The organism is Blastopirellula marina DSM 3645, assembly GCF_000153105.1.
Classification (GTDB): Bacteria; Planctomycetota; Planctomycetia; order Pirellulales; family Pirellulaceae; genus Blastopirellula; species Blastopirellula marina.
The window spans coordinates 1,475,640-1,488,914 of sequence record NZ_CH672376.1; the positions used below are offsets into that span (position 1 = coordinate 1,475,640).

A 13,275-nucleotide genomic window follows, 5' to 3' on the forward strand; every position below is an offset into this window, starting at 1 on the left:
GAAAGCGTTTCAGGTGAACCAACCTTATCGACCCGGCGGCGTGATTCATACGTACCAAAAGTACGATCCGCAGCGGTTCCCTAGTCCCACGCAAGAGGCGCCGGATCTCGTCTCGCCGGCGATGGAACATATGCTGATGTACGGCGAGATGCGCGAGCTGACGCCGGAAGAACTAGCCCGTGCGATCAAGCTTGACCCTAGTCAGATCGCCGGGCTCGGCCCGAGTCTTGATGCGCTGATCAAGATGCTCGAGGAGCGCAAGCGGAAGATCCTCGAGACGTACGAGACCGACAGCGTGCTGAAAAAGGCTCGCAAAAATTACTACAAAGCCGGCAAGCAGATCCACTATCCGAAGGGAAGGTTAGGCGACGCCGCGCGAGCCGCCGTCGATCGCGAACAAATCTACGATCTCGAGCGGCTCTGGTATCTGGCCGACGAAGCGCGTTCGCCGTTGGCCGGCGAATTGGTTCACCTGATCGAACGTCTCGGCGAAAAGTATGAGGTCGACGAACTTGCGGCCAAGTACGACTTCACCGGGCAAACGTCGATGACCGTGCCGGAAGCGATCGCGATCAAAGAAGAACTGGAGCGAATTGGCGAGCTGTTAAAGCAGCTCGAAGAAGCGAAAGAGTCGGCTCAGATCGGCGTGATCGACATGTCCGAGCTGTCGCAGTTCGCCGAGCCAGGCCAGATGCAGCAGCTGATGGACCTGCAGCGTCAGCTGGAAGAGTACGTTCGCAATATGGCCGAACAGCAAGGGCTGACCGGCAACAAAAACGGCGCGTTCCAGATCACGCCGCAAGCGTTTCGCATTTTCCAGGGCAAACTGCTGGAGAAGATCTTCTCGAATCTTGAAGCGTCCAGGTCAGGTCGCCATCAAGGCCCGATCCTGGGCGAAGGCGCCGTCGAATTGCAGCAGACCAAACCGTACGAGTTTGGCGATTCGATCACGCAGATGGATATCCCGCAGTCGATGATCAACGCGATTCTAAGACAAGAAGGTCAGACGCCGCTGCGGCTGAAGCCCGAAGATATCGAGATCCACCGCACGCGCAACACTCCCAAGTGCGCCACGACGGTCATCATGGATATGAGCGGTTCGATGCGGTACGAAGGACAGTATGTCAACGTCAAGCGAATGGCCCTCGCCCTCCAAGGCTTGATCCGCAGCGAGTACCCCGGCGACTATCTGCAGATGCTCGAGATGTACTCCTTCGCCAAGCCGGTTCGCCCCGGCGACGTGATTGGACTGTTGCCCAAACCGGTGACGCTGCACGATCCGGTGGTGCGCCTGCGGGCCGACATGAGCGACCCCGGCGCCAGCGAATATCGGATCCCGCCCCACTTCACCAACATCCAACACGCGCTGCAGCAGTCGCGGATGTTTTTGGCCAACCAAGATACGCCCAACCGCCAAATCATTCTGATCACCGACGGACTACCGACCGCCCACTTTGAAGGCTCGCAGCTCTTCCTGCTTTACCCGCCGGACCCGGCGACCGAAGCGGCGACCCTGCGCGAAGGGGCGCTGTGCGCGAGAGAAGGCATCACGATCAACATCTTTCTGATCCCCAGTTGGTCGCAGACCGAAGAAGATGTGAAGTTCGCCTACCGCTTGGCGCAAACGTCCAAAGGCCGCGTCTTCTTTACCGCCGGCCGCGATCTCGATCGGTACGTGATCTGGGATTACGTGCAGCATAAGCGAGAGATTATTGGATAGTGTTGGGCGCCATGTACTCATAACGATCCCTAAGTGAGTTTGTATTCATGTTGGGCCATCGCCATGTGCTTTCTGCTTACAAAGCGTTCAGCGTTCGCCGACGCAAGTCGCCCATTTATTGGCAGGTATGGCGTGCCTAATCAGTAGGGTATAGTGAGCATCGTTGGGGTCAACTTTTATGCAAGTATTCGACTGGATCGACAGATGGACAATACGCTATGGGGAGTGATTATTGGTTCCGTTCTCTCTTTGGTGGGAAATGGCATTCAGCAATGGTTTGCGGCCCACAAGGCAGCACAAGAATTTGACAGGACCCAAACCGCTGAAGAGTTGGCGTGGAAGCGCAACACAATAAAGGAGCAAGCATCTGAAATTCGGGGTGCTTATCAGAATGCAATTTACGCTTTATCTATGGTTGCGACTGTAAAGGAATCCGAGGAGCTAAACCCCGGTGGTTCTTGTTACAATTTTATCCGCGATGCGATTAAGTGGATATCACTGATATATATTCGCCATCCAGGAGAAGAATTGCACTTTCGAATCAAGGAATTTGTTCGTTGGCCCGAGAGTAGCGCGGATAGGCTTCGAGATTATGTAGGGCGCTTAGCTAAGGCCGATACGGATCTATTCTCCCTACCTCCCATAGCAATGATGGAGGAGCCAAAGATGCAGAATAGCAGGGATAAAGTTACGCTTGAGTTCCAAGTTGCCCCTGACTTTCGTCGGGAACGATTGATTGATTCGGGAGTCCAATTGGTTTCTAGTGATCGTTTTCTTTGTAAGTTACAGGATCTGACCGAAATTCAGCGAAAATTACTTGTTGACGCCTCGCCAAATTTTCCAGCAATCCCGTCGCAAATGCCTCTCCCGTTTCCAACACATGACACAAGAAAAAACGTGGTTAATGGACGTGGCGGGTCTTGGAAAGCTAGGCTTGACCCACCATGTATAGATAACTTGGAGGAGATACAAATGTTTCTCGCTGTCTGGGAGAGTGAGTACGTTTCGAAATTTGCCGAACTTGAGGAACTCGTAATGAAAAAAGACTCGGAATCCATGTAGGTTGGTGTAGAGGTGCGAAACCCAACAAGCAGCGGTAGTTCACCTGCAAGGCAATAGGTGGATTATGCAAGCGATTTTTTGGCGTCAACGCGCCGAAAATGATCGACTGTCCTGTTGATGGACGCCATAAACAAACGAGGGAAACTCAGGACTACCAAAATGAATCCACGAGAACAACTTCTGCAACAAGTCCTGGCTCTGCCGACCGCCGATCAGGCTTTTCTGGCGCAATCGATTGAAGATCATCTGATCGCCAATTTGGCTCCCGAAACAGAAGAATCGGCAGACGCCGCCGGGCAGCAGTTGCTGACCGAACTGCGGAGACGCAGTGCGGCGTATCGCTCTGGCCAAGCTCCATCGCGTGCAGCGTCGGATGTTGTAGCCGGTTTGCGACAGCGACAATCGGACGAGAGAAACAGTTGAATCTTCGAATTCTAGGGGAGGCCGAAGCGGAGATCGAAGCTGCCCGGCAGTATTTCAATCGTCAGGCCTTTGCTCTAGGCGACCGATTTCTAGATGACCTGGAACTAGCGCTAGAGCGAATCTCGACCAGTCCCGAGAGTTTCGCCAAGCTAGAGACGCTTCCCCCCAATGATCCGTATCGCCGGGCCTTGCTAAAAGTCTTTCGGTACGCGGTGATTTTCGTGATTCTAGAAACGGAAGTTGTCGTGGTTGCAGTCGCTCATACGAGTCGACAACCGAACTATTGGCTCAACCGTTAGGTCGGAACGTGATCTGCTCGCTTGAGAAAATTTTCTAGGGGAATGCGAGGTAAGAGGTGGATTGCACAATCGTGCGATTATTGGGGAGCCTGTGGCTTGGACGACATACTCATACGCCGCACGGGAGCGATCGTCTGCAAACGCTGCGCGAGCGATTTCGCCAAGGTCGCACAATCGCTTTGATAAGCTTTGGCGCTGGCCAGGTTGCGGCTTTCTTGCGGGTCGCTTTCATGGTCATAGAGTTCCTGGGCGACAACTTGGCCCGATTCAAAGTCGCGCCATTCGTTGTATCGAAAGCGATCGGTTCGTAGTGAATAGCCCAGTACTTCCGGCTTGTTTTTAAAGTAGGCGGGACGCGGATGCTGCGACAATGCGGCGTCGCGAACGGTCGCCGTTGGATCCGCCAAGATCGGTCGGAGGCTTTTTCCTTGCAGCGCTGTTGGAATAGGAAGCTCGCACAGGTCAACCAAAGTTGGGTAGAGGTCGACCAATTCGGTCAATGCCGTCGTCTTTTGACCAGCGTTCGCTGCGGCGGGGGGCGCAATGAGCAGCGGGACGCGCGTGTCGAGTTCAAAATTGCTTGTCTTGCACCAGAGATCGTGCTCACCGAGATGAAATCCATGGTCCGACCACAGAACCACGATTGTGTTTTCGGCGAGACCTTGGCGCTGGAGTTCGTGAAGAACCTTGCCGATCTGAGCGTCGAGAAAAGAGATCGCGGCGTAATAGCCATGATTTAAAACCAAATTTTGTTCGGCCGAGATGTCTCCGGTTTTGGGAATGTCGGTATAGCTCCGAATTTCTCCGTAGGGGTGGAACGCGATCTGGGGGGCGTCTGATTTTGGGAGCTGATCCAGATGCGCCCTGATTTGATCGGGATCGTACTTGTCCCAATAGGGCTTCGGGGCATTGAAGGGAAGGTGCGGCTTCCAGAAACCGACGGCCAGGAAGAACGGCTGTTTCTGGGCGGCGCGTTCGCGGATGGCCAAAACGGCGTCGGCGGCGATTCGTCCGTCCAGATAGGCTTCGTCGGCGACGTCGACTTTCTGCACGGCAGGGCCTTTGGAAATCGACTTCAGCCCAAACGGCTCGCCGCTCACGAACCAGTCATTGGAATGAGCGCCCCAGTCATGCACGGCAGGCGTCGACCACGATTGCGGATCGTTGCGCAGCGTTTGCCGATAGTTGTGATAGATTTTGCCAATGTTTTGCGTGAAGTAACCATGTGCTTGGAAGAACTGCGGCAAGGTCACGATGTCAGGATAGAGCTGGCGAAAATGGGTGGGTAAATCCCAGATCTGCAGCGCGTTGGGATAGCATCCGGTCATCACGGAAGTGCGCGACGGGTTGCAGAGCGCTTGCTGGCAATAGGCACGCTCGAACAGCATGCTGCGTTGCGCTAGTTTGTCGATGTGGGGAGTTTGGGCGATCGGATCGCCGTAACATCCCAGTTGAACGCGCAGGTCGTCGACCGCAATGAACAGCACGTTAGGTCGTTGTCCCCGCGACCTGGCTTCGGGTTGCGGATCGGCCCTGCTCGACGATGGGAACATGATCGGACCACACAACAAGAACGCGAAAGTTGCGAGTCGCTGCAACCGCGTATGTTTCCAGCAATTCATGCGATACGCATTTCAAGTAAGAAGTCGGAGTTTGACCGACGCCGCCGGACTAAGGTGCGACCGAAAGCGTCATCCTGGGATTGTCTTGGTGAGTCGTCACTTCCACATGGAGCGTCGCCGTTTTTAGGGGAAGATCGATCGGAGATCTCACGGAACCGAACAAGGGCTTCCCTTCTTCGACCACCAGCTCGCGCCCTTCAAAGGCGACCCCGTCAAACGCTTTGAGTTCCACCTGATACGGGCCGCCTACGATGTCGCGTCCACTGCCGGCGGTAGTGAACTTACCTTGTTGGATCTTGGCGCGTCCCTGAGGACCTTTGTTCCCCTTTTTGGTATCCGGCGTGAAAATGAGTTCGCCCACAGGAATCGGTTTCCCGTCGTAGGTCGCTTCGCCAGAGATCACGATCTGATCGGACGGTTGCGACCAGCAGCCCGACAGCGCGATCACGCCGATCAGTAACAGGCGCCCCAGCCAGCAAGGCGCCGTCAATGAGCAGAGTTGGAATTGCTTCACCATCTCGGTTACTTCTTGGAGGATGTGGGGAATAGTGCCGTGGAAAGACCCGTTCAAGCTCGTCGTTCCGCTTCCGTTTCTAGCGGCCGCGCTGGCCCGCTCGAAACGCTTTAAGGCGCGGTCAACGGTTCGCCGCCGTTGCGACTAGCGAGCGCAAGGAGGATATCAAAGTCGATCGTTTCCGCGATGAACTTGACCGATCCGTCCCCGATCGCAAAGAGGGCGCCGCCTGGGTGATTGCTCGAAAACGGACGCGAATTGTAATACGAGCCGCATGATTCATTGGGCCCGCAAAAATTGACGCTATATTCCAGGTTCTTAAAGCCGGCGGCGTCACAGGGCCAAGCGACCGTGTTGCTGGTTCCCGCCAACCAACTCGTTTCTCCCTCAAATCGCTCGCCGACGACCAGCGTATTCGAGGCGCCGTCGGTGATATCGCCAAACCGTACTTTGGAGTTGACGTAGAGCATTCCGCCGATCGCCATTCCGTTCCGCTCGTCGCTTCCGCCCGTACATGCCGAGTGATAGGTCGCACCGATCAACAGGGGATAGTTTTGTCCGGTTTGCGGATTCACGCCGATGGGGCCTGCGACGCCGTTGTAGTGCTGCGTGTAGGTCGGTTCGCCGTTCACTTTGCCGCTGCCCCATGTTCCTCGCAGCTTCTCCGAAGAGTTGCTCGGGCAGTGATAGCCGTCGGGGATGAAGTCAAGCGAAAGCGGCTTATTCGCTTGGTACCCGCTGGCCTTCCAGTCGATCAGGTCATAGAAGGCCTGTTGTTCGATGAACGGCAAGATCCGCGCGTGCCAACTCAGTTGATTTCCGTCGCTATAGCCCCCCGGCGGAAAAGCGCCGTACGAGTCGTGATAGGTATGCAAAGCCAACCCGATCTGTTTTAAGTGGTTGCTGCATTGCATCCGGCGAGCCGCTTCTCGCGCCTGTTGCACAGCGGGCAACAACAGCGCGATCAAGACCCCGATGATGGCGATCACAACTAACAATTCGACAAGCGTAAATCCAGCACGACGTTCTCGAAATTGAGTCGAATGAGCAAACATGAGTCGATACCTTTGCGAAGATGAGATACGCAATCTGACATAGAGAGATCCATGAACTCTTCGAACCAGATCGGGTGAACGACGAATGTCTCAAGCCGCTAGGTTCGATTGAATTTTGAAGAGCAATTTTTGAGCGATGTTTTTTTGACGGCGGGTCGTGCGCCGCGGTTATTGCAAGGGAAAGTATCCCACTGGGATCCCATGCTAGGGCGAGGGATAAATGCGGTCAAAGGTTTTCTTGATTTGTTTAGCAAAAAAGGGGAGGATTGTTCGTTCGCCCCAAAAGCAAGGTTAGTGGTTGCTTATCGGCGGTTGAACTCTTCGTAGGGCGAGTCTAGAGAGCTTCTCTTCTGTGTGGGCATCCCCGGTTAGCCGCCGACGGCAGAGAATGGGAAGTTCGCCTATCGCTTAGCGCAAGCGTCGCAAGATCGCGTCTGCGTTACGGCGGGACGCGATCTCGATCAGAAGAGGATCGGATTCTGCGCCGCATGAGCGGGAGACGATTGGCCGAGCCTGACGCGCCACTCCAAACACGAAGGTGGGGCGCAGCCAAGCGCAGCCCACCTTGTGACGGAGTCTACTTGTAAGCGGCGAGAGGCGAGCGGCGCAAGCGAGTCTTGGTCGACGCGAGTTGCGAACTTTAGAACGGTTGGCTTCACCGTCCCTCGATGACTCGCGCCGCGTTCGCGGACCGCCGACAAGATCACTTACCGGTTGCATTTCCAGGGGACGCTTCGGCGGCGATTCGATCGGTTTCCTCGATCCGAAAGCGAACTGCGACCACCGAATTCTTCTCGCGAGGGCGATAGCCGACATAGGTGGTCGCGACGAATGTCCCATCGGGTAGGCGTTCCAAGCCGGGGTAACCAGTGTCTAGCTTGCGGCCATGATGCTTGAGCAAACGCACGCGGTATTCTCCGGCCTTGCCGGCGAGGATATCGTCGTACGAGCCGACCCAACCGACGAAATGGCCATAGGTGGGACTTAACTTGGCGACATCCCGAAACACGATCAGCAGCCGACCATCTTCCGTGTAACGTGCACAATGGCGATGGCCCGTCAGAGCCGAATTCACTTCTTGCGGATCGGACCAGGTTTCTCCTTCGTCGTTACTGACCATCACGAGCGTGTTCAAACGACTCGCGTTTTCCCGGATCAAGCACATGATCTGCTTGCCATCAGGCGAACGCAGCAGGAAGGGTTCGCATGGATTGGCGCCCTCGACAGCGGCGACCATCCGTTCATCCCCCCACGTCAAACCCCCATCCTCAGAGATTGATTGCCAAAGCTGAAGCGGTGGACGATCCTTATCGCCCGCCCCGCGATGGTAGAGGGCCAAGTGACGTTTCCCGCCGGCGATGGGCAGTATGGTGATGGGAGCGACGACGCATCGCAAACCGTTCGGTTTCATCTCCGACCAGGTTTGGCCTTCGTCCAACGAGATCGATTGAACCATGTTTCCATTGCCCGCAAATACAAACAGCCGTGCGACGCCTGCGGGATCGACCAACCGATGCAGACAAGGGCAGTTGCGAACGGTGCGCCAGTTGTCGGGCACATCGATCAGTTCGCTCCAGGTCAGGCCGCCGTCATCACTACGTTTCAAGGGGCCGCAAGCGCCGCCGTGATTGTAGGTCCAAGCGGCGAAGATCGTTTTGCCATCAGGCATCAACAACGTGGTCGGATGCCCCTGGTAAACGTCCTTCGTGCCGCGTGCAACAACCACCTGCCGCGCGGCATCGTCCGAAATATCGATCGTGGGAACGGTGATCTCTTGCCCTTGCGTACTGGGCAACCAATTCCCCGCGCCAAGATCTCCTGCCAGCGTGAACTCTTGCACGGTCATCGAAGAACGCCAAGGGCGTAGGCCGATCGAGCCCAGCGGTTGCGCGAGGGGCCCTTCGTAGACTTCTTCGCCATCGATCAAAATCTGGAGTCGTCCCTGATCAGACTTCAGCTCGCATAGAAATGTTTGGTTCGGTTGAATCTTCGACTTCGCCGGGCCCAGATAGGTGGTCGCGTTTCCAAAGGCGGGCCCTTGGACAAAGAGGGCCTGCTCTTTGCCATCAAAACCAAACTGGTTGCCGTATCCGAACGAGATGGACGCCGCCGTGTGATCAAGTTCGTTCAACGAGAGCCGCACGCGAACGGTTGCGTCGGGGCCGATGATCGAACGATTGGCCCAAGCCACGGTCCCTATGCCGTGCCCCTGCAATCCCGACTCCGTGCTCTTCCAGGCGAGCCCGTCGAAGCGGACTTCCTGGGCCACGCCGCCTTCGATGGCGTGGAGCGACTCGGCAAACACAGGGAACGAACAGAATGAGAGCGACAGCGCGAAAAGCGTCGCCAGCAATCGAGGGGGAATCCAGGGCATGGGTAAATTTCCATTCGTAAGTCGAAGGTGGACAAGGAGGCGGGGCTATGCGAACTGCGTTCAAAGCTCGCTAAGGTCACTGTAATGTCCCGTGGATTTATTTTCAAACGAATTAGAAATATTCCTGCTTGGGTTGGAAATAAATATTGCAATTCGTTTAAACCGCGATAGCTTAAGTACTATGGAAACCGCAGCCAAACCCCGCGTCATTCAACTTGCCGAGCAACTTCACGCCGATATCGAGGGGCGCGGCTTGCATTCCGGCGAACCCTATTTGGGCACGGCCGATGCGGCCAAAATGCTCGGAGTAAGCACCACGTTGGCCAACCGAGCGATGCAGCTATTGGTGCAACGCAATGTGCTAACGCGTCGTCAGAAACGAGGAACATTCGTTGCGAACGGCATTCACGCTGGTAACGAGCGTTCGATCGATCGCGTTCATCTGGTCGTGAACAAGGCTTGCTTGGCGACCGAAGGCAAGATGATGGACGGGGTAATTGTCGGCATCCAAAGCGTGCTGCCCCATGCCGAGATCGAGTTTAACCACTTGCCTGACAGTGAAGACGCGGAGTGGGTTTCCGACCTCATCGCGACGACGGCTCGTTCGCCGTATGCTGACGGCTTCGTTCTGATTCGCTCGTCGTTGACCTCGCAGCGTTTATTTCAAGCGAGCGGCTTGCCCAGCGTTATTTTTGGTTCACGATTTCCGTCGATTCAGTCGCTTCCTTCGATCGACAACGATCACTTCGCGGCAGGCAAGCTGCTGATGACGTCGTTGATCCAGCAAGGCGTGAAGAAGATCGGCGTCCTAATGCGAGATAGGATTTTGCCGGGTGACCATTCGTTTCTGGATTCCATCTGGAAGACAGCCGCCGAACATGGCCTGACGCCGAGCGATTTGACCGTCCGGTTTCTTCCCGCCGACGACCAGGCGATTCAATACGCGACACGCGATTTGATTCACCTGCACGAGGCCACCGGACTGATTTGCCGATCGCAACCGTTGGTCGAAGCGGCGTCCAGGATGCTGACGACTTTGCAGCAACCGGAAGCGAAAAAGACAAAGATCGTCGTATCGGAAGTCTATGGTCGCAGCCAGGCGCGGTTGCCCTGGAAATCGATTCGCACGATCGACTCGCCCGATTCGGTCGGCGCACTTCTGGCGAAAGTTCTCGTCGAGCAATCCCAAGGGGACGCCCCTCAAATACCCGTGCGTCGGCTGCCTGTCGAAATGATTGAACCGACCGCCTAGTCTGGTAGAAATCCCATTTACCTCCTTCGTTATTTCTGAGCCTTTTAAAAGTGGTGCAGTGAAAAGCAAGTTTTACGCTCGTGGAACTTTTAGTCGCAGTTGCAATCATCGGCGTGCTGATCGCGTTGCTGTCGCCTGCCGTGCAGCAAGCTCGGGAAGCGGCGTCGGCGGCGTCGGCGTTCTGCCCACCACAACCGCCGGCAATTCGTTGGAATTCCCCCGCGGCGTCATCGGCGCCTGAGATTATTCGGCCAAGTTCGCAGAGATTACCGACGGCTTATCCAATACGTATCTGGTGGGCGAATGCATCGGTGCGTGGAGCGAGTGGCAAAACTGGGGAGCGACCTGCTTCTCTAGTACGGCATATCCGATCAATCATCGCAATCGTGATTTCATGAACGGAACGCTGGGCCCCACCGGGACTCACTGGAAGGAGAATATCGCCTTCCGCAGTTTTCATCCTGGCGGCGCCGAGTTTTTGTTGTGCGATGGATCGGTTCGTTTTCTGCCAGAAACCATCGACGGCGTGGCGTATCGTACGGCCGCTTCCAAAGCAGGGGGAGAAGTCCCAAGTCTGCCTTAGTTTCCCACGTCCCTTGGTTTTGAATCCGATTCGAGAAGATGTGGAGAGTACTCCTATGTTTGAGCTGGGAACGATCGTCACGTCGTCGGCTACGCATCCCGCCTGGGCTTATCTGCGGCGAGGAGCGCTTGCGTCTCTCTTTGTGTCGTTTCTCGCAGGTTGCTCAACGAAGCGAAGACGATGGCCCCGTTGTAAAAGCCGACGCCTCCGCGCCGGGAAGCTCTCCCGGCATTCCCCGCGAAAAAAACTTGTTGCCGGCTCACTACGCCAACCCGGCCACGAGCAACTGAAGCGCAGCGATCGAACCGGGCGAGAATGAACTGAAGTTCGAATTGAACTAGCCCGCGCGTCAGACGCCGGATTCAATGGAGAAAACGCTCGACCTTCCCTTTATTTGGCGACATAATTGGGAAAACGATTTTCAGGGCAACGCCCAACAACTCCATGGGAACAAATTCTTTTGCAAGTCTTGGCGGTCTCGGCTGCCGATCAGCCGTTGCTGGCCAAGTTGCAGCGGCGGGTGTGGTAGCCAACTTGCGGCAACATCAGTCGAGTAAGCGGTTTGCTATGTCGGTTGGATGCAGCGAAGCGAAACCCCGCAAGCTGCGATCTTCAACTTCAAGCGGTAAGAGGTGGGTTGCGCAGGCGAGCGTTGCAGAGTCATTTGCGATTGCTCTACCCACCCTGCTAAACTGTGCATTTCCAGTAAGAGGCGCCTCATGAAAACTTCTGCAACGATCGCCATCCTCTTACTGCTGATCGCGTCGATAAGCCAAGCGGCCGATCTGGCCCAGCAAGTGGACCGCCTGGCGAAACCTTACATCGACAGCGAAACCGTCGTCGGCATGTCGATTGGAATCATCCAAGGAGACAAAACCGTCGTCCGCGGATATGGCAAACTCTCGGCCGACGATTCCCGGGTTCCCGATGGACGAACGATCTACGAGATCGGCTCGATCTCCAAAGTGTTTACCGGTCTGCTGTTGGCCGACGCCGTGGTCGAAGGCCGCGTGTCACTCGTCACGCCGGTTGAAGAGTTGCTGCCGGCGGGATTCTCGATGCGTCGCCGAGATGAGGTGGCGCCGATTCGGCTCTGGCATTTGTCGACGCACACTTCTGGCTTGCCGCGGCTGCCGGACAATCTGAAAGCGGCCGATCCGAATCCGTACGCCGAATATACGAGCGAAAACATGGCCGAGTTTCTCGCGCAATATCAACCGCGGAAGAAGCCCGGCGAGAATATGGAATACTCGAACCTGGGGACCGCGCTGCTCGGCATGTTGTTGGCCGCAGACCAAAAGACCGATTATGCGACGCTGTTGCAAACGCGGATCGCGACGCCGCTTCAGCTAGACGAGACGCAAATCGTGCTCAGCGCCAAACAACAAAATCGTCTGGCGTCGCCGCATGTCGACGGAGGCGCACCGGGGCGCACCTGGGACTTTGACGTGTTTGCCGGCGCCGGGGGGATTCGCAGCGATGTCGATGATTTGCTCAAGTTCGCTCAGGCTCAGTTGGATCCGCCTGCGGGAAAACTGGGCGTCGCAATCGACCTCGCCTGGCGGATTCAACAGCAACCGCTCGACGCGAATGACTTTGCCATGGGGCTGGGCTGGCACGTTGCGCACGACGGCTCGACGCGTTGGCATAGCGGTCAGACCGGCGGCTATCATTCGTCCATCTTCGTCAGTCGCAAGCTCGACGCTGCGGTGGTCGTTCTGGCCAACACGGCGACCGGCGAGGTTGACGTGCTGGCCGAGCAACTGATGCGCATGGTGGCCGGCGTCGACGAGAAGCCGCGCGAGTTCGCCAAGCTGGTCGAGGTATCGCCCGAAAAGATGGAGCGTCTAACGGGCAAGTATCAGTTGGCGCCTGGCGCCGTGTTCACGGTGTCAGTCCAGGGAAACAAATTGCTGGTCGGTCTGACCGGACAGTCCATGCTGCGGGTCTATCCTCGCAGTGAGACGGAATGGTTTTACAAGGTTGTGGACGCAACGCTTACGTTTCAGGTCGATAAGTCAGGACGCGGCGTCTCGGTCGAATTGTTCCAAAACGGCGTGCGGCGAACGGCGCAACGAATGGGGAAGAACGAATGACGACTTCCCTCGGTTGCGGCGCGCGTGTTGACGTTGCGCTTTTTGGCAGGTGCGTAAGAAATAGAACATGGATGCCATGGAAAAAGGACGCAAAGACACGGTGAGAAACGAGATGGTGCTGACTTGCTCAATCAGGCGCACTCCCATTCGTAATTCATCAAATGCTTTTCGGCCAGACCTTCTCCATGGTCTTGCTGTTCACCTTCCCGCCCTGTTTTTCCGTTCTTCAGCCGTGGCTTCGCCATGTTTGATTCTTCTCTTTTAGCCAATCGGGC

General features: G+C 56.1%; 10 protein-coding genes and 1 pseudogene. 7 read left to right on the forward strand and 4 right to left on the reverse strand.

Annotation, left to right across the window (positions count from 1 at the left end):
- Window positions 1-13 precede the first annotated feature (13 nt).
- The 4 genes from DSM3645_RS07750 (at window position 14) to DSM3645_RS07765 (ending at window position 3,504) form a co-directional block, all read left to right on the forward strand.
- Window positions 14-1,720, forward strand: a complete 1,707-nt coding sequence (locus tag DSM3645_RS07750) for a hypothetical protein (protein ID WP_002651556.1) — start codon at window positions 14-16, stop codon at window positions 1,718-1,720.
- A gap of 204 nt (window positions 1,721-1,924) precedes the next feature.
- Window positions 1,925-2,782: a hypothetical protein gene (locus DSM3645_RS07755; RefSeq protein ID WP_002651557.1), complete on the forward strand. Its 858-nt coding sequence runs from the start codon at window positions 1,925-1,927 to the stop codon at window positions 2,780-2,782.
- Window positions 2,783-2,941: 159 nt separating this feature from the next.
- Window positions 2,942-3,205 (forward strand): addiction module protein, encoded by a 264-nt coding sequence (locus DSM3645_RS30625; RefSeq protein WP_002651558.1) that lies wholly within the window; start codon window positions 2,942-2,944, stop codon window positions 3,203-3,205.
- Window positions 3,202-3,504, forward strand: coding sequence for a type II toxin-antitoxin system RelE/ParE family toxin (locus DSM3645_RS07765; RefSeq protein WP_002651559.1), 303 nt, complete (start codon window positions 3,202-3,204; stop codon window positions 3,502-3,504). The genes DSM3645_RS30625 and DSM3645_RS07765 overlap by 4 nt, the downstream gene beginning before the upstream one ends.
- Window positions 3,505-3,581: 77 nt before the next feature.
- On the opposite strand, the gene DSM3645_RS07770 is transcribed toward DSM3645_RS07765, so the two are convergent.
- The 4 genes from DSM3645_RS07770 to DSM3645_RS07785 all read right to left on the reverse strand — a co-directional run bounded on the left by DSM3645_RS07770 (window position 3,582) and on the right by DSM3645_RS07785 (window position 9,069).
- Window positions 3,582-5,126 (reverse strand): sulfatase, encoded by a 1,545-nt coding sequence (locus tag DSM3645_RS07770; RefSeq protein ID WP_116344379.1) that lies wholly within the window; start codon window positions 5,124-5,126, stop codon window positions 3,582-3,584.
- Window positions 5,127-5,175: 49 nt separating this feature from the next.
- On the reverse strand, window positions 5,176-5,697 hold the full coding sequence (locus DSM3645_RS27895; protein WP_131282325.1) for a hypothetical protein: 522 nt from the start codon (window positions 5,695-5,697) through the stop codon (window positions 5,176-5,178).
- A gap of 53 nt (window positions 5,698-5,750) precedes the next feature.
- Entirely contained in the window at window positions 5,751-6,695 is a 945-nt protein-coding gene (locus DSM3645_RS07780) for a DUF1559 domain-containing protein (protein WP_002651562.1), read from the reverse strand.
- A 703-nt stretch (window positions 6,696-7,398) separates the two neighbouring features.
- Window positions 7,399-9,069: an exo-alpha-sialidase gene (locus tag DSM3645_RS07785; RefSeq protein ID WP_002651563.1), complete on the reverse strand. Its 1,671-nt coding sequence runs from the start codon at window positions 9,067-9,069 to the stop codon at window positions 7,399-7,401.
- A 181-nt stretch (window positions 9,070-9,250) separates the two neighbouring features.
- On the opposite strand from DSM3645_RS07785, the gene DSM3645_RS07790 reads away from it, so the two are divergent.
- From DSM3645_RS07790 to DSM3645_RS07805, 3 genes and pseudogenes are all read left to right on the forward strand, one after another.
- Window positions 9,251-10,321, forward strand: coding sequence for a GntR family transcriptional regulator (locus DSM3645_RS07790; protein ID WP_002651564.1), 1,071 nt, complete (start codon window positions 9,251-9,253; stop codon window positions 10,319-10,321).
- A 262-nt stretch (window positions 10,322-10,583) separates the two neighbouring features.
- Window positions 10,584-10,904: pseudogene (locus DSM3645_RS07800) on the forward strand (DUF1559 family PulG-like putative transporter); the annotation flags it as partial.
- 719 nt (window positions 10,905-11,623) lie between these two features.
- The gene (locus DSM3645_RS07805) at window positions 11,624-13,000 is read left to right on the forward strand and encodes a serine hydrolase (RefSeq protein WP_002651568.1); all 1,377 of its coding nucleotides are present in this window, start codon (window positions 11,624-11,626) and stop codon (window positions 12,998-13,000) included.
- Window positions 13,001-13,275: the final 275 nt, after the last annotated feature.

Bases quoted from the DNA above. Each gene is read 5' to 3' on its own strand.
- DSM3645_RS07755 (WP_002651557.1), top strand. From the start codon at position 1,925: ATGGACAATACGCTATGGGGAGTGATTATTGGTTCCGTTCTCTCTTTG.
- DSM3645_RS30625 (WP_002651558.1), top strand. From the start codon at position 2,942: ATGAATCCACGAGAACAACTTCTGCAACAAGTCCTGGCTCTGCCGACC.
- DSM3645_RS07770 (WP_116344379.1), bottom strand. From the start codon at position 5,126: ATGAATTGCTGGAAACATACGCGGTTGCAGCGACTCGCAACTTTCGCG.
- DSM3645_RS07780 (WP_002651562.1), bottom strand. From the start codon at position 6,695: ATGTTTGCTCATTCGACTCAATTTCGAGAACGTCGTGCTGGATTTACG.
- DSM3645_RS07785 (WP_002651563.1), bottom strand. From the start codon at position 9,069: ATGCCCTGGATTCCCCCTCGATTGCTGGCGACGCTTTTCGCGCTGTCG.
- DSM3645_RS07790 (WP_002651564.1), top strand. From the start codon at position 9,251: ATGGAAACCGCAGCCAAACCCCGCGTCATTCAACTTGCCGAGCAACTT.
- DSM3645_RS07805 (WP_002651568.1), top strand. From the start codon at position 11,624: ATGAAAACTTCTGCAACGATCGCCATCCTCTTACTGCTGATCGCGTCG.